At 60.2% G+C, this 22,180-nt stretch carries 19 protein-coding genes; 5 read left to right on the top strand and 14 right to left on the bottom strand.

Features of this window, described 5'->3' with window-relative positions; all coding sequences use genetic code 11:
- Positions 1-101: 101 nt before the first annotated feature.
- Positions 102-359, bottom strand: coding sequence for a BolA family protein (locus LC354_RS08640; RefSeq protein WP_223422948.1), 258 nt, complete (start codon positions 357-359; stop codon positions 102-104).
- Positions 360-434: 75 nt separating this feature from the next.
- Between LC354_RS08640 and LC354_RS08635 the strand changes: the two genes are divergently transcribed.
- From LC354_RS08635 to LC354_RS08615, 5 genes are all read left to right on the top strand, one after another.
- Positions 435-1,067, top strand: coding sequence for a DnaJ domain-containing protein (locus LC354_RS08635; protein ID WP_223422946.1), 633 nt, complete (start codon positions 435-437; stop codon positions 1,065-1,067).
- 132 nt (positions 1,068-1,199) lie between these two features.
- On the top strand, positions 1,200-2,186 hold the full coding sequence (cobS, locus tag LC354_RS08630) for a cobaltochelatase subunit CobS (protein WP_223422944.1): 987 nt from the start codon (positions 1,200-1,202) through the stop codon (positions 2,184-2,186).
- Positions 2,187-2,265: 79 nt separating this feature from the next.
- Positions 2,266-4,143 (top strand): cobaltochelatase subunit CobT, encoded by a 1,878-nt coding sequence (gene cobT / locus LC354_RS08625; RefSeq protein WP_223422942.1) that lies wholly within the window; start codon positions 2,266-2,268, stop codon positions 4,141-4,143.
- 53 nt (positions 4,144-4,196) lie between these two features.
- Complete coding sequence (locus LC354_RS08620) at positions 4,197-5,987, top strand: aminopeptidase P family protein (RefSeq protein WP_223422940.1); 1,791 nt, start codon at positions 4,197-4,199, stop codon at positions 5,985-5,987.
- Between the two features lie 77 nt (positions 5,988-6,064).
- Positions 6,065-6,409 (top strand): DUF427 domain-containing protein, encoded by a 345-nt coding sequence (locus LC354_RS08615; protein ID WP_223422938.1) that lies wholly within the window; start codon positions 6,065-6,067, stop codon positions 6,407-6,409.
- 63 nt (positions 6,410-6,472) lie between these two features.
- Here LC354_RS08615 and LC354_RS08610 read toward each other — a convergent pair whose 3' ends face one another.
- The 13 genes from LC354_RS08610 to ftsW all read right to left on the bottom strand — a co-directional run bounded on the left by LC354_RS08610 (position 6,473) and on the right by ftsW (position 22,124).
- On the bottom strand, positions 6,473-8,161 hold the full coding sequence (locus LC354_RS08610; protein WP_223422936.1) for a chloride channel protein: 1,689 nt from the start codon (positions 8,159-8,161) through the stop codon (positions 6,473-6,475).
- Between the two features lie 101 nt (positions 8,162-8,262).
- Complete coding sequence (gene recN / locus LC354_RS08605; RefSeq protein ID WP_223422935.1) at positions 8,263-9,912, bottom strand: DNA repair protein RecN; 1,650 nt, start codon at positions 9,910-9,912, stop codon at positions 8,263-8,265.
- A 36-nt stretch (positions 9,913-9,948) separates the two neighbouring features.
- Entirely contained in the window at positions 9,949-10,797 is an 849-nt protein-coding gene (locus LC354_RS08600) for an outer membrane protein assembly factor BamD (RefSeq protein ID WP_263289360.1), read from the bottom strand.
- A 121-nt stretch (positions 10,798-10,918) separates the two neighbouring features.
- The gene (gene lpxC / locus LC354_RS08595; protein WP_223422933.1) at positions 10,919-11,842 is read right to left on the bottom strand and encodes a UDP-3-O-acyl-N-acetylglucosamine deacetylase; all 924 of its coding nucleotides are present in this window, start codon (positions 11,840-11,842) and stop codon (positions 10,919-10,921) included.
- Between the two features lie 196 nt (positions 11,843-12,038).
- The gene (gene ftsZ, locus LC354_RS08590) at positions 12,039-13,649 is read right to left on the bottom strand and encodes a cell division protein FtsZ (protein ID WP_223422931.1); all 1,611 of its coding nucleotides are present in this window, start codon (positions 13,647-13,649) and stop codon (positions 12,039-12,041) included.
- A 174-nt stretch (positions 13,650-13,823) separates the two neighbouring features.
- Positions 13,824-15,158, bottom strand: a complete 1,335-nt coding sequence (gene ftsA, locus LC354_RS08585) for a cell division protein FtsA (protein WP_223422929.1) — start codon at positions 15,156-15,158, stop codon at positions 13,824-13,826.
- Positions 15,158-16,045, bottom strand: a complete 888-nt coding sequence (locus LC354_RS08580) for a cell division protein FtsQ/DivIB (protein ID WP_223422927.1) — start codon at positions 16,043-16,045, stop codon at positions 15,158-15,160. The genes ftsA and LC354_RS08580 overlap by 1 nt, the downstream gene beginning before the upstream one ends.
- Entirely contained in the window at positions 16,033-16,911 is an 879-nt protein-coding gene (locus LC354_RS08575) for a D-alanine--D-alanine ligase (protein WP_263289359.1), read from the bottom strand. Before LC354_RS08575 ends, LC354_RS08580 begins: the two co-directional genes overlap by 13 nt.
- 135 nt (positions 16,912-17,046) lie before the next feature.
- The gene (gene murB, locus LC354_RS08570) at positions 17,047-17,973 is read right to left on the bottom strand and encodes a UDP-N-acetylmuramate dehydrogenase (RefSeq protein WP_223422924.1); all 927 of its coding nucleotides are present in this window, start codon (positions 17,971-17,973) and stop codon (positions 17,047-17,049) included.
- Positions 17,974-17,992: 19 nt separating this feature from the next.
- On the bottom strand, positions 17,993-18,247 hold the full coding sequence (locus tag LC354_RS08565) for a DUF2484 family protein (protein ID WP_223422922.1): 255 nt from the start codon (positions 18,245-18,247) through the stop codon (positions 17,993-17,995).
- Between the two features lie 163 nt (positions 18,248-18,410).
- Positions 18,411-19,817, bottom strand: a complete 1,407-nt coding sequence (murC, locus tag LC354_RS08560) for a UDP-N-acetylmuramate--L-alanine ligase (protein WP_223422920.1) — start codon at positions 19,815-19,817, stop codon at positions 18,411-18,413.
- Complete coding sequence (locus LC354_RS08555; RefSeq protein ID WP_223422918.1) at positions 19,814-20,911, bottom strand: UDP-N-acetylglucosamine--N-acetylmuramyl-(pentapeptide) pyrophosphoryl-undecaprenol N-acetylglucosamine transferase; 1,098 nt, start codon at positions 20,909-20,911, stop codon at positions 19,814-19,816. The genes murC and LC354_RS08555 overlap by 4 nt, the downstream gene beginning before the upstream one ends.
- Positions 20,912-20,957: 46 nt before the next feature.
- Entirely contained in the window at positions 20,958-22,124 is a 1,167-nt protein-coding gene (ftsW, locus tag LC354_RS08550; protein WP_223422916.1) for a putative lipid II flippase FtsW, read from the bottom strand.
- Positions 22,125-22,180 lie beyond the last annotated feature (56 nt).

Below are 22,180 nucleotides of genomic sequence, written 5' to 3'. Positions count from 1 at the left end.
CCGCCGCGCCTTCGGCCATGCGACGAACTGAATCGCAGGCACAAAAATCGTCAGGTCAATTCAGGCGCACAAGTATAAAATCAAAATATTGAAAACGTATCTTAAACGTCTAAATCAAGAGCCAGCGCATGGATGCGCCCGATCAGGTCCGGACCAAGGGCACCATGCACCAACCGATGCCGAGAAACCCTGCTTTTTCCTTTGAAATCAGTACTTCGCAACCGAACATTAAAGTGACTTTCGCCCGCTTCTGGTGCGCCTGCATGGCCAGCATGGCTGGCGCTGTCATCCACGACGACGATCTCGCGCAAGTCGAACGCTGCGCGCAGTTTGTCTTCAATTTCCTGTCTGACTGACATTTTTTTATCGAACCCCCTTCAATCCTGATCCCCAAAGACTAAACTTGAGCGCCTGAGTCGGAAAGGACCGTTGCAATGCCCAAATCAGATCCCTTCGGTTTTGACATGTCCGTCTCGTCGGCGAAAAAGAAAAATCCGCGCGGACGCCGCGGCATGTCCGGTGCGTCAGAGACCTCGGTTCGCGTGTGCGATCACGATGGTTGTGAAGAAGCGGGCAAGTTCCGAGCGCCTAAAGCACCGGATGTTCTGGACGACTATTTCTGGTTCTGCCAGCAGCATGTGCGGGAGTATAACCTCAAGTGGAATTTCTTTGACGGCACCACCGAGGCCGAAATCAACGCGCAGCAATCTAAAGACAAGGTCTGGGAACGCACGACCAAGCCCTTGGGTGATCCAGAAGCCCGCGCATGGGCGCGGCTGGGTATTGAAGACCCTCATCAAGTTCTGGGCAAGAACAGCACGCAAAACCCGGGGCGCAACAAACCCGGCGGCGGGCGCAAACTGCCCCCCACCGAAAAACGCGCGATCGAAATTCTGGACGCATCGAAGGCCGAGACAAAGGCCGACGTGCGCAAAGCCTACAAGGCGCTGATCAAGGTTTTGCACCCGGACATGAACGGTGGAGACCGAAGCCAGGAAGAACAATTGCAGGAAGTGGTCTGGGCCTGGGATCAAATCAAAAGCAGCCGGAACTTCCGCGACAAGTAAACGTTGCGAGCCAAATCACCAATGAGAGGCGCGCAGCAGCACGCACTTCCCCTTGCCCTTTGGAAATATATGTTGCACCACGTGCGTCGCGCCTGAGCGGGGCGCTTTAACTTTTTTGAAGGAAGATGCGACATGGCGGACGGCGGAATGGATATCAACGCAAAACCAAGCGAGGAAATCTCTGTCCGCGAGGTCTTTGGCATCGACACCGACATGATCGTCAAGGGGTTTGCTGATCGCACCGATCGCGTGCCCGAGTTTGACAGCACCTACAAATTCGACCCCGACACGACCCTCGCCATCCTTGCAGGATTTTCGCACAATCGGCGCGTCATGATTCAAGGCTATCACGGCACGGGCAAATCGACCCATATCGAACAGGTCGCAAGCCGCCTGAACTGGCCCACCGTGCGTGTGAACCTCGACAGCCACATCAGCCGGATCGACCTGATCGGCAAGGACGCAATCAAGCTGAAAGACGGCAAGCAGATCACCGATTTCCAGGAAGGCATCCTGCCCTGGGCGTTACGTACGCCGACAGCCATCGTATTCGACGAATACGATGCAGGCCGCGCGGACGTGATGTTCGTGATCCAGCGTGTGCTGGAAGTCGACGGCAAGCTGACCCTGCTCGACCAGAACAAAGTAATCGAACCCCACCCCTATTTCCGCATCTTCGCGACGGCCAACACGGTTGGCCTGGGTGATACAACTGGCCTTTATCACGGCACCCAGCAAATCAACCAGGGCCAGATGGACCGCTGGTCATTGGTGGCGACGCTGAACTATCTCAGCATCGACGCGGAGACGGCCATCGTTCTGTCCAAGAACCCGCATTACAACACTGCCGAAGGGCGCAAGAAGGTCAAACAGATGGTCACAGTCGCCGATCTGACGCGCACGGCGTTCATGAACGGCGATCTGTCGACGGTGATGTCTCCGCGAACTGTCATCGCCTGGGCGCAGAACGCAGAGATTTTCCGCAATGTTGGCTATGCTTTCCGCTTGAGCTTTCTCAACAAATGCGACGAACTGGAGCGGCAGACGGTCGCCGAGTTCTATCAGCGTTTGTTCGATGAGGAATTGCCGGAAAGCGCGGCCAGCGTGAGCCTGGGGTGATCCGGGCGCGCGGCAAAACAGCGGCGCTGGCCGGAACTCTGTTCATCGGCCAGTCCCTTACTTCTGTTTGGAGCTGAACATGTCAACGAACTCCGACAACCCCGCAGACCCGTTCAAGAAAGCCCTTGCCGAGGCCACCAAGGTCATGGCCAATGATCCTGAGTTGAACGTTTCGTACTCGGTCGATCCTTCAGGCGTCTCTGGCGATGCAATGCGCCTGCCGCAAGTCAGCCGCCGCATGACACGCGACGAGGTGATGCTGGCACGCGGAACGGCCGACGCGCTGGCGCTGCACCGCCGCTATCACAACGGTCAGACCCATGCGCGTTATTCGCCACAAGGGGAAATGGCGCGCGACCTTTACGAAGCGATGGAAACGGCCCGTTGCGAGGCAATGGGCGCGCGCGACATGCCCGGCACCGCAGGCAATATCGACGCCAAGATCAAGAACGACGCCATGCGCAAGGGCTATGACCAGTGCAAGCAGGCCAGCGATGTACCTCTGGCGGTCGCGGCGGGTTATCTGATCCGGCATCTGGCAACTGGGCGTGACCTGCCCGGCGGTGCCGAAAACGCCATGGACCTCTGGCGCGGCTTTATCGAGGATCAGGCGGGCGGCACCCTCGAAGACCTGGGTGATATCCTTGAAGATCAATCTGCCTTTGCCCGCTTTGCCCGGCAGATGATCAGCGATCTGGGATACGGCGATCAACTGGGCGATGACCCGGACCAGATCGACGAAGATCAGGAAGATCAGGCCGAAGAGGGTCAGGAAGAAGAGCAAGACCCTGACAGCACCGGTCAGGACGATCAGGATCAGGAGAACGAAGAGGGCACGCCCGAGCAGTCGCAAGATGAGCAGCAGGACGCGTCGCAGGCACAGGTGTCGATGGACGACATGGCCGATCAGGAACTGGGCGAAGAGGCCGAAATGCCGGAAGGCGAGGCCCCGCTGGAGCCCCCGCCCCCGCAACCCGTGTCTGAGGCCGATCCGGATTACCGCGTCTACCTCGACACCCATGACGAAGAGATCCGCGCCGAAGATCTGGCCGAACCGGTCGAGTTGGAGCGTTTGCGTGCCTATCTCGATCAGCAGCTTGAGCCGCTGAAGGGCGCTGTCAGCCGCCTCGCCAACAAGCTGCAACGCCGTTTGCAGGCGCAGCAGAACCGATCATGGGAGTTCGATCTGGAAGAAGGTACACTGGACGCAGGTCGCCTTGCCCGGATCGTGGCCAATCCGACGACGCCGCTTTCGTTCAAAGTTGAGAAAGACACCGAATTTCGCGACACTTGCGTTACGCTTTTACTGGACAATTCCGGCTCCATGCGCGGGCGTCCTATTTCGATTGCCGCCATATGCGCGGATGTGTTGGCCCGCACGCTCGAGCGGTGCAACGTAAAGGTCGAAATCCTCGGTTTCACGACCCGCGCGTGGAAGGGCGGACTGGCCCGCGAGGCGTGGCTGAATGATGGCCGTCCGGCCCAGCCCGGGCGTCTCAACGATCTGCGCCATATCATCTATAAATCCGCCGACGCGCCTTGGCGAAGGGCTCGACCCAATCTGGGGCTGATGATGAAAGAAGGGCTGCTGAAGGAAAACATTGACGGAGAAGCGCTGGAATGGGCCCATCGCCGAATGGCAGGCCGCCCCGAGGCGCGCAAGATCCTGATGGTGATCTCTGATGGTGCGCCTGTGGATGACAGCACCCTGTCCGTCAACCCGGCGAACTATCTGGAAAAGCATTTGCGCGACGTCATTGCAATGGTTGAACGCAAAAGACAGGTCGAGTTGCTCGCGATCGGGATCGGCCATGATGTGACCCGATACTACGACCGCGCAGTGACCATAACGGATGTCGAACAGTTGGCCGGCGCGATGACCGAACAGTTGGCCGCACTCTTCGACAGCGATCCACGGGCAAGGGCGCGCGTGATGGGCATGCGGCGCGTGAGTTGAGCCCGACCCCCCTCCCGGGGGGATATTTCAAGAACAGAGAAAAGGGACCGGACATGTTTCAGAGCTTTGAGGTCACCGCGCGCCCCGAGCAGGGTCCGCCCCGATTGGCAGCGTTGCGCGCGCAGCTTGAGACCGAGGGGCTCGACGGTTATTTGGTTCCACGCGCCGATGCGCATCAGGGTGAATATGTCTCTACCCACGATGAGAGATTGGCCTGGTTGACAGGCTTTACCGGGTCGGCAGGGTTTTGTGCGGCCTTGCGCGACGTGGCCGGTGTGTTCATCGACGGCCGTTATCGCACGCAAGTCAAAGCACAAGTTGCGGATGCTTTTACGCCCGTACCATGGCCAGAGGTATCCCTTGCGGATTGGCTCAAGGAACAACTGCCGACGGGCGGTCGTGTGGGATTTGATCCTTGGCTCCACACGTCCGGTCAGATCGAACAAAGCCGCGAAGCGTTGGAAGGGTCCGGTGTTTCGCTGGTTCAGGTCGACAATCTCGTCGATCGCTGCTGGCCGGACCAACCTGCGCCCGCAGCAGCACCGGTCAAGGTCCATCCGCTTGAATTTGCAGGCGAAAGCCATGCAGAAAAGCGCGCCCGTCTTGGCAATGCCTTGCACAAGGATGGGGCCACATGCGCCGTTATCACCCTGCCAGACAGCTTGTGCTGGCTGCTCAACATCCGCGGCGCCGACATTCCGCGCAATCCGATCGCACAGGGGTTTGGTGTCTTGCATCATGACGGCAAGGTTAACCTGTTCATGGCCGAGGAAAAGCTGACCGAGGTGCGTGATCATTTTGGACCAGAGGTGACCTGCCATGATCCCGCCGCTTTCTTGCAGTATCTGGACGGCTTGGACGGTCCGGTCTGTCTCGATAAATCCACAGTCCCTGTCCGTGTCGCAGATTGCATTGGCGGCCGCGTGAAATGGGGGGCTGATCCCTGCGCCCTGCCCAAAGCCTGCAAGAACCCGTCCGAAATTGCGGGCAGTGCCGAAGCCCATCTGCGGGACGGCGCGGCGGTCGTCGAATTGCTGGCTTGGCTGGATGCGCAAGCCCCCGGTACTCTGCGTGAAACCCAAGTCGTCACTCGGCTCGAATCGATGCGCCGCCGGGACAATGCCTTGCAGGATATCAGCTTTGAAACCATCGCGGGCACCGGACCCAACGGGGCCATCATGCATTACCGTGTGACCGAAGAGACCGACAGCGTCCTGGAAGATGGGCATCTGATCGTCCTCGACAGCGGCGGGCAATATCTCGATGGTACGACGGACATCACCCGCACGATTGCAATTGGAACGCCACCCGACACGGCGCGCGCCGCCTATACGCGCGTTCTGATGGGTATGATTGCGATGTCGCGGCTGCGGTGGCCCAAAGGGCTGGCCGGGCGGGATATCGAAGCGATTGGCCGCGCACCTCTTTGGTACGCCCATCAGGACTTTGATCATGGGCTGGGTCATGGCGTGGGCGCATATCTGTCCGTGCACGAAGGCCCCCAGCGGCTCAGCCGGATCAACCATGTCCCCATCGAACCCGGCATGATCCTGTCCAACGAACCCGGATATTACCGTGAAGGCGCTTTTGGCATCCGCATTGAAAACCTGATCGTGGCTGAAACCGCCGAAGTCCCACCCGGCGGGGACGCGCATCGCGAGATGTTGAGTTGGCGCACGCTGACCTTCGCGCCGATCGACCGTCGGCTTGTCAATGTCCAAATGCTGGATGCAGAGAGCCGGGCATGGATCGACGCATATCATTGCGAGACCTATGACAAGATCGGACCAAGAGTTTCGGAAACGACGCGGGATTGGCTGAAACAGGCGACGGCACCGCTCTGACACTGGCAGTGTGGTGACACCTCTGCTACATGCAGGTTTCAAACACTGGTTTTCTCGACATGAATGGAGGCACAGCCATGGCTGATCACATCACGATCCGCAAAGCACCCGGAACCTGGACGGTGCGCGCAGGCGGCGCTGTGCTGGGCGAAAGCGACAATGCACTGGAGTTGTCCGAGGGCGACTACCCTTTTGTCATCTATTTTCCACGGGGCGACATTGCGATGGCATTCCTTGATCGAACGGACAAGACAAGCCATTGCCCCCATAAGGGCGATGCGACCTATTTCTCCGTCGTGACAAAGTCGCAAACACTGGAAAATGCCGTCTGGAGTTATGAAGCCCCCAAAGAGGGTGTCGCCCGGATCAAGGATTACCTGGCATTTTATGTTGGCGACACGATCACGGTCGAGAAAATCTGATCGCATTTGGGTCGGTGGGTGGGCGCCTTTTGCGCATCGCGCAAAACAGAGCACCCAACGATCTCAACTATGCTCTTCCGCCGCCGTGGCCGCCAAAGCCCGATTATAGGCCTTCAACGCGTCCACGTGGAAAAGCGCACCCTGAAGCTCTGGTGCGTTCCCTTCCCCGGTCAACGTCACAACGGGTATGAACGGCACCATGGCGCGGTCAAAAACCGGCAAGGCGACTTCCAGTGTTCCACTGGCGTCCACATAAATCGCCTCACCAATCATGTCCCAACACCGGTCTTCGTCAGCCGAGCGCGGATGATCCAGGCTGCGCATCACCGTGCTGATCGGAAACATTGCGGGAAGGTAGGCTTGGGGTCCGGCCGCAAGATGCACACCGCGCCGTTCCAGTTGGGTCAGAAAGAAACTGCGGTGCACCAACCGAGACGCCAAGGCCGTCGACATCGACACCGCCACCATCACTGCCAGCCCCGTCTGCCAGTCGCCCGTCAACTCGAACACGATCAGCGTGGTCGAGATCGGTGCGCCGAGAACAGCCGCAGCCACAGCCCCCATGCCAGCCAGCGCGTAGAGCGTGACGGAGCCTGACACATCCGGGAACCACCCCGTCGCGATCAATCCAAAGGCCAGCCCGGTCAGAGCGCCGAGCATCAAGGACGGCGAAAACACACCGCCCCCCATGCGCCCGGCCATCGTAATCGCGACGGCCGCGGTTTTCAGAACGGCAAAGACCAAAACATCGTTCAGGGCGAGTTGTCCCGTCAGCGCGAGCGTGGTCGTCTCATATCCGACACCGATAATATGGGGATAGAAGATCGCAATGGCCCCGAGCATGGCCCCCGACACAGCCGGACGTAACCAGCGCGGCATGCCCGTCCGATTTTGCACAGCCGTTCCCAGGTCATCGGTCCAGAAAATCGCGCGCATCAGAACCACGGCAACAAGGCCCGAGATCAGCCCGAGAATGAGAAACGCGGGCAATTCCTGATAAAAAGTCAGCACGTTTGTCTCTGGCAGATCAAACTGGGCCACATCGCCAAATTCCAGCCGGTTGATCACTGTGCCCGCCACGCTGGCAATCACAATCGGCGCAAATGCATGTACCGCAAAATGACGCAGCACCACCTCCAGCGCAAAAAGTGCGCCTGCGATGGGGGCGTTGAAACTGGCCGAAACAGCGGCCGCGACGGCGCAGCCCAACAAATCACGCCCGGTGATCCCGTCCGCCTTGATCCAACGCGACACTTTCGTTGAGATCACGGCGGCGATGTGCACCACCGGCCCTTCCCGTCCGGTCGATCCGCCAGAAGACAGGGTGATCATGCTGGCCAGAGCCGATGCCATCCCGGCCCGCGTTCCGACCTGTCCGTCACGCAAGGCCGCGCCTTCGATGACGTCCGCAACACTGCGCACAATCGCATCTTTGGTAAACAGGTGCAGGATGATGCCGGTCAGCAAGCCGCCCACGATGGGAATGATCAGAATCAAGTACCACGGCAGAGACGAGGCAAAACTGTGCAGATAATGCACATCATCCGTACCATAGAGCCACGCCTGCAACGCTTCGATTCCCTTGCGAAAGAGCAAGGCGGCAAAGCCGGCCGCAATGCCGACTGCAAGTGCGATGAACCAGAATTGAATTTGACCCGGACCCTGATGGCGCAGGACTTTCCAGCCGTCTTTGCAGGCGGTAACCGCCTGATCGAGCTGTTGGGACATGAAGCGGCGCCGAGGTTCGGGCATGTGATGATTGGGGTCAAAAAAGCTTTTGCTCCCTTTGTCTTAGGCCATGCGCTCCGGTCTGGAAAGCCCACGCAACCGAAGTTCGGTGCGGATGCGACAATTCAGACGTTCAAAAGAGCGCGTGCAGCGGCGCGTGCCTGATCCGTGATCGTATCGCCTGCCAACATGCGCGCGATTTCGTCCACTCGATCTGGAGCACCCAAAGGAACGACCGTGGATGTGGTCATGCCCTTGGCGACCCGCTTTTCCACGCGCCAGTGATACGCGCCCAGGGCAGCCACTTGCGGAGAGTGCGTGACGACCAGAACCTGACCGCCTGCCGCGATCGACGCCAACCGCCGTCCAACCGCGTCCGCCGTCGCGCCGCCAACGCCTCTGTCGATCTCGTCGAAAATCATGGTCAGCCCCGACTGCCCCTTGGTCAGACAGACCTTGAGCGCCAGCAGAAAGCGGCTCAATTCACCGCCAGACGCAATCTTGTTCAACGGGCCAGATGGCGCGCCGGGATTGGTGGCCACGGTAAACGCCACCGCATCCATACCATCAGGGCCCGGCGTATCCGGCACGATTTCGGTCCTGAAAACCGCCCGCTCCATCTTGAGCGGCGCAAGCTCCGCCATGACCGCCTTATCAAGCCGTTTAGCTGCGGCCTTGCGGCGCTCCGACAGCGTCGCAGCCGCCGCGTCATAGGTAGCTTCGGCGGCCAGTTTTTCCTTGGTCAGAACTGCCAGATCCGCATCGCCCGCATCAAGGGCCGCCAGTTTGGCGCGCAGATCATCGGCGAAAGCGGGCAGGTCATCTGGAGTTTTCTTATGCTTCTTGGCTAAGTCACGAATGTCAAAGAAACGCTCTGAAACAGCCTCCAACTCGTTTGGATTAAAAGCAAGATTGCGCAGCGCACTTTCAACACTCTCATTCGCCTCGTCCAGTTCAATCATCGCGCGCGACAATGCAGATATTGGGGCATCCAGTTGCCCGTCGGCCTTGCCCGCTACATCCTCCAGCCACTTGATAGCATCGTTGATCGCCCCTTCGGCGCCGTCATTCCCTAGCATCTGCTTGGCCCGCTTCACATTGTCTAGGATTTCTTTCGCAGCCTTCATCAACCGACGCTGGGTATCGAGTGCGGCGTCCTCGCCCGGTTGCGGGTCCAGCGCGTCCAACTCGGCGACGGCATGGCGCAGATACTCTTCTTCCGCCCGGATCGCCTGCATCGCGGCCTCGGCGGCCGCAAGTGCCTTGCGCGCCGCGCCTGCCGCCCGCCACGCATTACGCGTCTTGGAGCGCGCCGCCGCCAGGTCGGCAAATTCATCAAGGATGTCACGGTGTCCGCGCGGATTGAGCAGGCCGCGATCATCATGCTGGCCGTGCAATTCGACCAACGTATCGGACAGCGCCCGCAGCACCTCCCCCGAACAGCGACGGTCATTGACCCAAGCGGTCTTGCGACCATCAGCCGTATTCACGCGGCGCAAGATCAACTCATCACCACTCGGCAAACCCGCTTCCTCCAGCACGGCCCGCGCCGGATGATCGGCGGACAGATCGAACCACGCCGTGACCTCGCCCTGTGCCGCCCCCTGCCGCACAAGGTCCGCACGGCCCCGCCAGCCCAGCACAAAACCCAGACTGTCGAGCAGAATGGATTTCCCGGCCCCGGTTTCCCCGGTCAACACGTTCAACCCCGGCTGAAACGCAAGTTCCAACCGGTCAATGATCAACATGTCCGAGATATCAAGACCGCGCAGCATATCCGCCCACCAAAATGGCCTGTACCAAAACGTTGCTTAAATCCAACGGCCCTTGATCATCTGACGATAGATCTGGCGCAGCCATCCATCGCTGAACGGTCCGGGCTCCAACCCGTTCCCGGCCAGCAAGTTGAAGCTGTCCTGATACCACTCGCTTGCCTGGTAGTTGTATCCGAGAATCGCCGCCGCTGTCTGGGCCTCGGCAGCCAAACCCAAGGACAGGTAGCTTTCCACCAAACGGTGCAACGCCTCGGGCGTGTGGGTCGTGGTCTGGAAGTCTTCGACGACAACACGGAAGCGATTGATGGCCGCCGTATAGCGCCCGCGCTTCAGATAATACCGCCCGATCTCCATCTCCTTGCCCGCAAGGTGATCAAAGGCGAGATCGAATTTCAGAATTGAGGATTTGGCATATTCGCTGTCAGGATAGCGCTCGATCACTTCACGCAAAGCCTGCAATGCCTGAAAGGTCAGGCCCTGATCACGACCGACTTCGTCGATCTGATCATAGTAGCTGAGCGCGAGCAGGTATTGCGCATAGGCCGCATCGTCATCATCGGGATAGAAATCGATGAAACGCTGTGCTGCGGACCGGCTGTTGGGGTAATCCTTGTCGCGGTGGTAGGAAAACGCCTGCATGATCAAGGCCCTGCGCGCCCAATCGGAATAAGGATAGAGCCGCTCGATTTCGGAGAAGTAATATGCTGCTTCGCCGGGATTGTTATTATCCAGCTCAAATTCACCCCGGCCAAAGATCTGTTCCGCCGTAAAGTTGTCCAGCGGAACTTCCTGTTGATTGAAAAAACCACCGACCGTCGGGCGACCGTTGCCACCACAGGCGGCAAGGACAGCCGCCAACGTCATGACCAGTGTCAGACGTATCATGGAATTGCATCGGATCATGCCTTGCCACCCCCAGAGATGCAGTACGCCGCCCTTTTCGTGGGCTGTTAGACTTTCTCTAGCACAATAGTTCCGGGGGGGAAAATGACGAATTCGCTCTGCGTCACGCAACAGCGGGGATCTCGTCCCAAACAAGGCCATAGCCCGGCAGACGCGCCAGCATTTCTGCGTCGCATATCACCATACGCACGGCATCCGGCGTCGTGAACAGTTCGCGCAGCAGTTGATTGGTCAGCGCATGGCCCGCCCGCACCCCGATATAGTGCCCGATCAGCGGCGCACCGGCCAGTGCCAGATCACCCAGCGCATCAAGCATCTTGTGACGCACCGGTTCATCCGAATGACGCAAACCGCCCGGGCTGGACACGCGATCGCCATCAAAAATGACGGCATTCCTGCCGGCTTTGCCGCCCAGCGCCCGACCGTTGGCCTGCATTTTTTCGATATCACCCTTGCGACAGAACGTGCGGCTGTCACAGAGTTCGCGGGCAAAGTTGCCGTTGTCCATACTCAAGGATTTGTGCTGGCGTCCGATCGCAGCGTCTTTGAAATCGATATGAAATTCAATACGCATCCTGTCAGAGGGCAGGATTGTCGCTGTCGCACCACCATGTTCAACGCTGACAGGCTTGAGCACCTCGAAAGCCCGCACCGGGGCTGGCAGGATGCGCAAGCCGCGCTGCATCAATCCGCGCACAAACGCCACCGCAGAGCCATCCATGATCGGGACCTCGGGCCCATCGATCTCGATCAGGCAGTTGTGAACGCCACAGCCGACCAGAGCGGCCATCAGGTGCTCCACCGTACTGACTGTCACGCCCGCGTCATTGGCGAGCGTCGTACATAGGGACGTTTCACGCACCATATCCCAGCGGGCAGGCACGATCGTGTCACCCACATCTATATCCGTCCGGACAAACCAAATACCGTGCTCGGCCATCGCCGGACGAATCGTCACGCGGGCCTTCTTGCCCGAGTGCAATCCACGCCCAGCGAAAGAAATTGGCGATTTCACAGTTGTTTGCATCGTGCCAAGTCGCACCCCGATTAGACCTGAGGATACCTATGGATGCCCCTGCCAACACTCAACTCAATCTTTGTAACGGACTGAAACATCGCGGAATCCCATGGGCGGTTATGCGCGCACCACATGAACCGGCCTTGATATCAAACGCAAAAAGGGCCGCAGTGATGCGGCCCAGATTTGACGAGATGATTTGTGCCTAGTTCGCCTGGCGACGCAAAAATGCCGGGATCTCGATCCGTTCCTGATCAGGGTCCACGGCTTCGACGGGCTGTGGCGCCGGAGCGGCGGCCTGGCGCTGTACCGGCGGTTGCTGACGTGCAGGACGTTCCGCGCCCGTGCCTTCACCTGAACCCGTCATCCGGTTGATCAGGGAGTTGATTCCAAAGCGCGGCTTTTCACCTGCTGCTGTCACGGCATGCTCGGCTGCGTGGTGCTGGCGTTGCGGTGATGCCGTCGCCTTTTGCGTGGCCGCGCGCAGACGGGCCAGGGCTTCGGGGGACGGTGTTCCGGGTGCTGGCGCACGCGGAGCGACGAACTCTTCGGCCCGGCGCGTTTCAGGCTCTGGCGTCGGCTCAAAGGCTGCAACCTGCGGCTGATAGGCCGGGGGTGGCAGACCGTCGTCGTCCTCGGCTTGCGTTTCTTCGCCAAAGATATCCTCGGCCATGTCTTCTGCGGCAACGGTTTGTGCATCCAACTCTTCGAAGAGCGTGGGCTCTTCTGCGGCGGCGGCGACCAAAGCGGGGGCCGGTTCTGGATAGTCATCAGCCTCTTCTGCCATCACGGTTGGCTTCAGCGGTGCGGCCATGCTGCGCCGGGGAACCGGCAATTCGCTGTTCACGTCGCTGGCGTCGATGCCCGTGGCCACAACGCTGACGCGCATCATGCCCTGCATCGCAGTGTCGAGGGTCGATCCGACGATGATGTTCGCGTCCGGATCGACCTCTTCGCGGATACGGTTCGCCGCTTCGTCCAATTCGAACAGGGTCAGGTCATGCGACCCGGTGATGTTGATCAGCACACCTTTGGCGCCGCGTAGCGAAATTTCGTCCAGCAGCGGGTTGGCAATGGCCTTCTCGGCGGCCTGAACGGCGCGATCTTCGCCCTCGGCCTCGCCCGTCCCCATCATCGCCTTGCCCATTTCGTCCATGACAGCACGGACATCCGCAAAGTCGAGGTTGATCAGGCCGGGACGGACCATCAAGTCCGTTACGCCCTTAACACCCTGGTAAAGCACATCATCCGCCATCGAAAACGCTTCGGTAAACGTGGTCTTTTCATTGGCAAGACGGAACAGGTTCTGGTTGGGGATGATGATCAGCGTGTCGACCATCTTTTGCAGCGCCTCGATACCGTCTTCGGCCTGCTTCATGCGTTTGCCGCCCTCAAACTGGAAAGGTTTGGTCACGACACCGACAGTCAGCACGCCCAACTCGCGGGCAGCTTGTGCGATGATCGGTGCAGCACCCGTGCCCGTACCACCGCCCATTCCGGCGGTGATAAAGCACATGTGCGCGCCCGCCAGATGATCGACGATCTGCTCGATTGACTCCTCGGCTGCGGCGGCGCCAACGCTTGCCCGCGCCCCTGCCCCAAGACCTTCGGTGACTTTGATCCCCAGCTGCACACGATTGGCGGCGGCGGATTGTTGCAGCGCCTGCGCGTCGGTGTTGGCGACGACGAAATCGACACCATCCAGCTCTTTTTCGATCATGTTGTTGACGGCGTTGCCGCCCGCCCCGCCGACACCAAAGACGGTGATGCGGGGTTTCAACTCGTCCTGCCCGGGCAGTGAAAGGTTCAAGGTCATCGTAATATCCGCCTGTATTGTTTGCCGCATTCGCGGGTGTTTTTTTGCCTTAATACCCATAAACCTAACGCTTTGTGGCTTATCCGTCACGCGAAAAACACAAAATTAACGCAAAATATGGGCGATTTCTTGCTCTTGTTCACTCTATGTCCACGATGATCCCACATTTTGCGATCACCAGTTATCCCGGAACCATTTCACCGCGCGGCGCAGGCTGCGCTTTGGATACCGGTCGTGGGAAATGTCGAAATCCCACCACTCGTCTTGCGGATGGGCCGCAAAAAGAGCGAGGCCGACGGCACTGGCAAAGCTCGGCCCCGTCGCGGCCTGTGGCAATCCATGCACGCGCAGCGGTCGGCCAAGTCGTACCTGCTGGCCAAGGATCTTTGATGCGAGCCCATCGAGGCCCGGAATTTGGCTGCCGCCGCCTGTCAGAACAATCTGCTGGCTGGGCAAGTGGTCGAAACCCGCCGCATCCAGTCGGGCGCGCACCTCTTCGAGGATCTCCTCGACGCGCGGGCGCATGATGCCGATCAGTTCGGCGCGGCTGGCGGTGCGGCGGTCGTGTTCGTAATCCCCCGTCTCGCCGCCGATTTCGATCATTTCGCGGTCGTCCATACCGGTCGCCTGAACACCGCCGTAAAAGGTCTTGATCCGTTCGGCGTTGGCCATCGGCACCTGCAATCCCATCGAGATATCGCTGGTGACGTGATCGCCGCCCATCCGGACGGAGTCCGCAAAGATCATGTGCTTTTTGATAAAGATCGATACGCCCGTGGACCCGCCACCCAGATCGATACAAGCCGCCCCCAGCTCCTGTTCATCCTCAACCAGCGCAGAAATGCCAGCGACATAAGCCGAGGATGCGATGCCCGCCAGTTCCAGATCACAGCGTTTGATACAATGCGCCAAATGCTGGACGGCGGCTGCATCCACGGTCAGCATATGCAAATCAACAGCAAGCTCCGAGCCCAGTTGGCCGCGCGGGTCAGACAAGCCTGATCGGTGGTCCAGGGCGAAATTGACCGGTTGGGCATGCAGCACCTCTCGGCCCTCGCCATAGTCCGGCACATCGCAGCGCGACAAAACACGGGCCACGTCCGCTTCGCTGACGGCTTGTCCTTCGACATCGATGCGCGCATCAAGCCCGTAGCTGCGCGGTTCCGCCCCGGCCAGACAGGCAATCACGTGATCGACGCGAATCCCGGCCATTTTCTGCGCCGCCTGCAACACGGTGCGAATGGCGCGTTCGGTTTCCTGTATGGCATTGATCTCGCCGAATGTGACGCCCCGCGACCGCGTCGTTGCGGCCCCGATGACGCGAAAGCCGGACTGCCCCGCCAGCGAGCCGATCTCTCCGTCGTCGCCAAGTTGCGCGTTGCCATCAAAGCGCAGCACAAGGCAGGCGATCTTGGAACTGCCCACATCGAGAATGGCGACCACGCCCCGCTGCATCGCGATCTTGCGCATGTTGCGCATGCTGCGCTGATTTGAATAAAGGTCGGTCATCACTGCAACTCTTTCTCGGAATTCAACTGTCGGATCCGGCGCCACTCTTCGGTGGCTGTGGCATTCATGCGAACGGTGGGCCGGTCGTGCAGGCGCATATCGATGCGCGCAATGTCACGGCTCAGCACTTTGCGCGACGGCGTGGCCTCCAGAACGATGACCCGTTCGAGCGCACGTACCGCCCCTTCGGTCGGCAGAAGGATGCGCTGACTCCGGTCAAGCACCACATCCCAGCGCCGGTCGCCCATCCGCACCAAACCGCGCAGACGGTCGCCCAAAGGGGCCGCCGCCGCGACAAGCTGCAACGCTTCATCCACATGTTCCGCGGCACCTTCGCCTGCGATCACAGGCAGTTTGGGGTGCTGGCTTCGTTGTGCAATCGGGGCAACGACTGCGCCTTCGTCATCGATCAGGGTCAAGCCGCGGGCGGTACGCCAGATCGCGACAGGCACGCGCGGGGTGACATCCACGTGCAGCACGCCACCCGGACGAATGCGCACAGAGACTTCCTTGATTGGTGGCAATTCAAGCAGACGGCCCCGTATCTCTGCCGGGTCCAGATCAAAGGACGACATCGGGAAATCCAACGGCACGGCGGTGCGGATTGCTTCGGATAATTCGGCATCGCCGCCGTCGATGGCCATCAGATTGACCATGAACTCCGGACGCTGCTCGATTGCGGCACGCGCCTCTGCCACCGTTTCCGTGATCGCCGCGCGTGTGTCCGGATTGGACAGGTACCAAGTGCCGAGCGCGAACATGGCCATGAACGGCACACCGACACGCAGGCAGAACAGGAAAGCAGGCGTCAGCATCAGACGCTGCAAGCGCCATGACCAACGGGACGGCGCCGGATCGGCGCGGGAGGCACGTTTCAGCGATGGCATGACGCGTCCTCCACCATCCAGGCACAAAGCTCGCCAAAGGAGATCCCCGCGGCGATCGCCTGTTCGGGCGACAGCGACGTCGGCGTCATGCCGGGCTGGGTGTTGGTTTCAAGCAAAATCAGCCCCGCGACCCCTTTGCCTTCGTCCCAGCGAAAATCCGTTCGGCTCACACCTTTGCATCCCAAAGCATTGTGGGCACGCACCGCATAATCCTGGCACAGGTCGAAAATCTCGGTGGGTACATCGGCGGGGATCACGTGGCGCGATCCGCCCGGTTTGTATTTGGCGTCATAATCATACCAGCCATCGGTGAGGATATCGGTCACGCCGAGGGGACGGCCGCCCATCACGGTTGTGGTCAACTCCCGCCCTGCGGCAAAGGCTTCGACCATCACGAATTCGGGCATATCCGCAGCAAGCTGCGGCGGGCCGTTGGAGGCCTCGTGCACAAGGTAGACACCGACGCTCGATCCTTCGTTGTTGGGCTTTACGACATAGGGCGGCGTCATCACATGCGCCGCGCGCACCGCATCCGCCGACACGATGAGGCTGTCCACCACCGGCAGGCCGACGCTGCGATACACATCCTTGGTGCGCTGCTTGTCCATCGCCAAAGCTGAGGACAACACGCCGGAATGAGAATACGGCACGCCGATCCATTCCAGCAGCCCCTGCACGCAACCATCCTCGCCCCAACGGCCATGCAGGCAGTTCAGGACAGCGCAAGGCTTTATGGAGTGCAAAACGGCAACAAGGTCGGGGCCAGCATCGACCTCAACCACGTTATATCCTTGGTCCCTCAGCGCCGCTGCGCAGGCTTGCCCGCTCGAGAGAGACACCTCGCGCTCTGCCGAGGGGCCACCCATTAACACCGCCACTGTCGGGGACGTCCTGCTCGACTGACCCGCCATGTGCCTCTGGTTCCGGGGCCCGTTTGCGGACCCTCATCATTATTCGCCGTTTATTGATCGCTTTTTTCGATCTGCCCTGCGCGTGAGATCTTATGTCGGATCGCCTACACGCATAATTTCCCACTCTAGCGTGATACCGCTTGAATCGTAAACCTTTTTTCGCACCTCTTCGCCCAATCCTTCGAGGTCGGCTGCTGTGGCGCCGCCCGTATTGATCAAAAAGTTGGAATGCTTCTCGCTCATCTGGGCGCCACCGCGTCGCGCGCCGCGTAAACCCGCATCATCAATCACTTTCCACGCCTTGAGGTCATGCACGTCATCGGCCCGCCCGGTCGACGAAAATCCTGCCGGATTTCGGAAGGTTGACCCCGCGCTGCGGTCTTTCGTCGGCTGCGTCGCATCACGCTTGGCCAGTTGCTCCTGCATACGCGTCGCAAGCGCGTCGGCATCGCCGGATACGCCGCGCAAGGTCACCGAGGTGATCACGGCTCCGTCCGGGACACTGGACTGGCGATAGGCAAAACGCAGATCATCGGCGTTCAGAGTGACCAGGGTGCCGTCACGCAGCACCGCCTGTGCGGAGACAAAGACATCCGCAGTATAACTGCCATAGCAGCCCGCATTCATGCGCACGGCACCGCCAATGGATCCGGGAATCGTGCGCAGGAATGTCAGGTCCACCCCGGCGGCCGCGGCGGTCGTCGCCACCCGGCCGTCCAATGCGGCGGCCCCTGCCGTTACCTCAAGCCCGTTCACCTCGATCTGGCCAAAGCCGCGCTGCGACAGGCGGATGACGACCGCGCGCAAGCCGCCATCCCGCACGATCAGATTCGACCCTACTCCCATGGGAAATACAGGGACATCCGGGCCAAGAGCCGCGAGAAACGCGCTCAGATCTTCGGCATCGGCCGGCTGAAATAACCAGTCCGCCGGGCCGCCCACGCGCAACCACGTGAGAGCGGACAGGTCCTTTTGCGGGGTCAGCGTGCCGCGAACGGCGGGCAGATCATAGATCATGGGAAAGCGACGGCGCAGTTCATTTGCGCGATGCGACCCAGTTCTTGACCCAGCGGGTGACATAGATCACCGGCCAGCGCAGCACGCTCATGCCCGCCGCCATTACGAACAGCCCCGCCCCCGGTCCGTGCTGGTAGGTGACAAAACCGACGATCGGAATGCCGAAGGCAATGAGGACATAGGCATAGGTCCAATGATTGTCGCGACTGGGCAGCATCGCCAGCAGGTTCGCAACGAGGCCCCAAATACAGGCAAGGATCAAAGACAAGCTCATCCGCACAGCTCCGGTAAAAAACGAGGGTTGTGTCCCCGCGCCGTGACGCGGGCTTTGATATCTTGAGCGGCAGCGCGCCGTGCAGCGGCCAATGCCGGGACATCCGACACCAAGGCCCTGCCGAAATAAAAAACTCTTGAAACGACTACTTTAATCACCGCACTTACGCCGCCCCTTTCTGCAACCGCCCGGGCAAGCCATTAGCCCAGGTGCTGATCGTTCCTGCCCCAAGGCAGACGACCATATCACCGGGCCGCGCCTGCTCGCGCACCAGACGCTCCAGATCATCTTCGCCGATAACAGCGCGGGCATGACGATGACCATGCCGGATCAAACCGGCCACAAGGTCATCGCGGCTGGCGCCCTCTATCGGCGCCTCGCCGGCCGAAAACACCTCGGCAATGCCCACCACATCCGCGTCATTGAAACAGGCGCAGAATTCATCAAAGTGATGGCTGAGCCGGGTGTAGCGGTGCGGTTGATGCACTGCGATCACGCGCCCGTCCGTCGCCTGCCGCGCGGCCTTCAGCACCGCCGCGATTTCTACCGGATGATGGCCGTAATCATCGATGATCGTCACGCCGTCAATTTCGCCCACACGGGTAAAGCGGCGGTTAACGCCCCCGAACGCCGCCAGAGCCGCACGGATTTCATCCCCTTTCATGCCCAGATGACGTGCCACCGCAATCGCGGACAACGCATTGGACACATTGTGGTCACCGGGCATCGGCAGGCTGCAATTCTCGATCACCTTGTCTTCGGCCTGCAACGCCACATCGAAATGAGCCACGCCTGCCTTGTAGCTCAGGTTGATCGCCCGCACATCGGCCTGCGCGTTGAACCCGTAGGTGATGACACGCCGGTCGGTGATCTTGCCCACCAGGGCCTGCACGTCTGGATCGTCGGTGCAACACACGGCCACGCCGTAAAACGGAATGTTGGACACGAAATCAAGGAACCCTTGGTGCAGCGCCGCTTCGGTACCCCAGTGTTCCATATGTTCGGGGTCGATATTTGTCACGATGGCGATGGTGGCGGGCAACCGATTGAACGTACCGTCGCTTTCATCTGCCTCGACAACCATCCACTCGCCTTCACCCTTGCGCGCATTGCTGCCATAGGCGTGGATGATGCCGCCATTCACCACGGTCGGGTCAAATTTGCCCTCATCCAGCAAGGCCGCAACCATCGTTGTGGTTGTCGTCTTGCCGTGGGTGCCCGCAATCGCGATGTTCGATTTCAAGCGCATCAACTCGGCCAGCATTTCGGCGCGCCGCACGATGGGCAGGCCAAGGATCCGCGCGGCGTCCAACTCGGCATTGCCCGGCTTGATCGCAGACGAGATCACCACCACAGCGGCATTCTCGACATTCCGGGCCTTTTGGCCTTCGAACACTGTCGCTCCCAGATCGACCAGCCGATCCGTGATTTTCGTCGCCTTCAGATCGGAGCCCTGCACGGTATAGCCATGGTTCAACAGCACCTCGGCGATGCCGGACATGCCGATGCCGCCGATGCCGACAAAATGAATCGGGCCAACATCTGTTGGGAGTTTGGTCGCGGCGTTCATGCTTTGCCTTTCTCAGCGAGGATTTCAACCATGGCGGCGAGCGTTTCGGTGGCCTCTGGTTTGCCGACGCTTTGCGCGGCCAGCGCCATTTGCAACGCCCCGTCCGGATTGTCGAGGACCGATCCGATCTGTTCGGCCATGACGTCCACAGTCAACTGGCTTTCGGGGATCATGATGGCGGCCCCGGCTTCGGCCAGACCACGTGCATTGGCGGTTTGGTGATCGCCCGTCGCCGCCGCATATGGGATAAGGATCGACGGCCGACCAATCACTGAAATATCCGCAACGGAGGACGCCCCCGAGCGCGAGATGACCAACTGCGCTTCGGTCATGCGGCGGGGCACATCCTGAAAAAACGGTTGCACATCGGCGTTGATGGCATGCTCGGCATAGAAGGTGCGCACGCGGTCTTCGTCTTCGCCGCGCGCTTGATGGCTAACGCGCAGACTGCGCAGCCGCTCCATCGGCAGGCTGGCAATCGCGGGGGGAATGACGTCCGAGAGGATGCGTGCGCCTTGCGAGCCACCGATGACCAGCAATTCGATCGGGTAATCGCCCGGCACGATGTATCCTGCCGCCGCACGTTCCAGAATGGCTTTGCGCACCGGGTTCCCAACATGAATGGCTTCGACGTCCTCGGGCACATCCGTAGGCCATGTGCCGCAGGCAACCGCATCGACACGCGGCGCAAAGATCTGATTGACCCGGCCCAGCACCCCGTTTTGTTCATGGATCATGCGCGGCAAGCGCAGCAAAGTGGCCGCCGCCATCGCCGGAATGGTCGGATACCCGCCAAAGCCGACAACAACTGACGGCTTGTCCCGCTTCATCTGGATTGCAGCACTCAAAACGCCGGCCCCAATGCGGAAGGGCACCGCAGCCTTGGCCAAGACCCCACCGCGGGCGAACGTGGCCGACGAAATTTGCTCGATCTCGGTGCTGTGCGGAAAGCCGCCGGTATAGCGCGCACCGCGTGCATCCGTGCTCAGCTTGACGCGCCAACCGCGCGCCAGCATCGCCTCGGCCAGGGCCTGCGCCGGAAACATGTGACCACCCGTGCCGCCGGCCGCAATCATGAGAAGCGGTTGGGTCATCGCCTTCCCCGTAAGGCGGCGTTTACTCCGCCTCTGCCACGGATGATCATCTGTGCCCCCGTCCCAGCAAATCCGAAATCTCGCCTTGCGGCCGTGTCCGGGTAAAGGCCAACAACATGCCGATGGCGATGCCGGACGCAATAACGGAGGATCCACCGTAAGATACAAACGGCAGCGTCATGCCTTTTGCCGGCAAAAGGCGCACAGCCACACCCATGTTGATCATCGCCTGAACGCCGAACATGCAGGCCAGCCCGGTGCCGGCCAGCCGAATAAACGGATCGCGTTCACGTACAAGCCGCAACAGGGATCGCACGACAATGCCTGTGTAGAGCGCAATAATGCAAAGCACGAGAACAAGGCCGTATTCCTCGGCCGCCACTGCGATGATGAAATCCGTATGGGCATCCGGCAGCGACCATTTCACTTCTCCTTCGCCCACACCGACCCCGAAAAGACCGCCCTCCTGGATCGCATTGGTGGCATATCCCAGCTGCGTACGCGGATCGACATCGGGGCTCAGAAAACCGTCGATGCGACGGGCAAAGTGCTCCGAATTGGAATAGGCGATGGTGCCGCCGAAAATGACGAGGCCCGCCATCCCGACAAGCAGCAGGATAGGGGCACCCGCCACAAAATACATCACGCCCCATCCGAACAGAACCAGAGCAGCCTGCCCGAAATCAGGTTGCAAGGCCAGCATCAGAACGATCGAGATGCAAAGCGCGAAAGACCAGAGCCTGCCGGGCGGGCCATTGATATCCTGACTGGCCGCCATCATCCAGGCCGCCGCAACGACAAAGCCAGGCTTGAGAAACTCGGACGGCTGGACGGACGCAAAACCCAGCGAATACCAGCGCATTGCGCCCTTACCGAAGTCCGTTCCGAAAAAGGGCAGGAAAACCAGGGCCACGAACGCCACCAGAAACCCCAGGACGGCGAGGCGCCGCACCAGAACCGGGGACATCATCGAGGTCAGGATCATTGCGATCAGCGCACCGCCGCCAAATATCGCCTGCCGTGTCACGTAGTGAAACGGGGGAAACCCGTTCTTTTCCGCCAGCGGCACGGACGCCGCAAAGCCCAGCAGCATTCCGATCGCAAAGAGGATCAGAACACAGGACAATGACCACTTGTCGATTGTCCGCCACCATTTTGGAAGAATGGGTTCGCCGTCCCGTATCGGAACTGCACCATAGACCATTTCAGTCATGATCTGCCGCCTTATTGCCTGTAATCCGCCTCAGTTCCCCGTTTTGGCCGGGGTAT

Origin of the sequence: Tateyamaria pelophila (genome assembly GCF_019966495.1) — a bacterium.
GTDB lineage: Bacteria > Pseudomonadota > Alphaproteobacteria > Rhodobacterales > Rhodobacteraceae > Tateyamaria > Tateyamaria pelophila.
The sequence above is the reverse complement of the archived record's forward strand: the minus strand, read 5'-3'. Positions and strand labels throughout refer to the sequence as shown.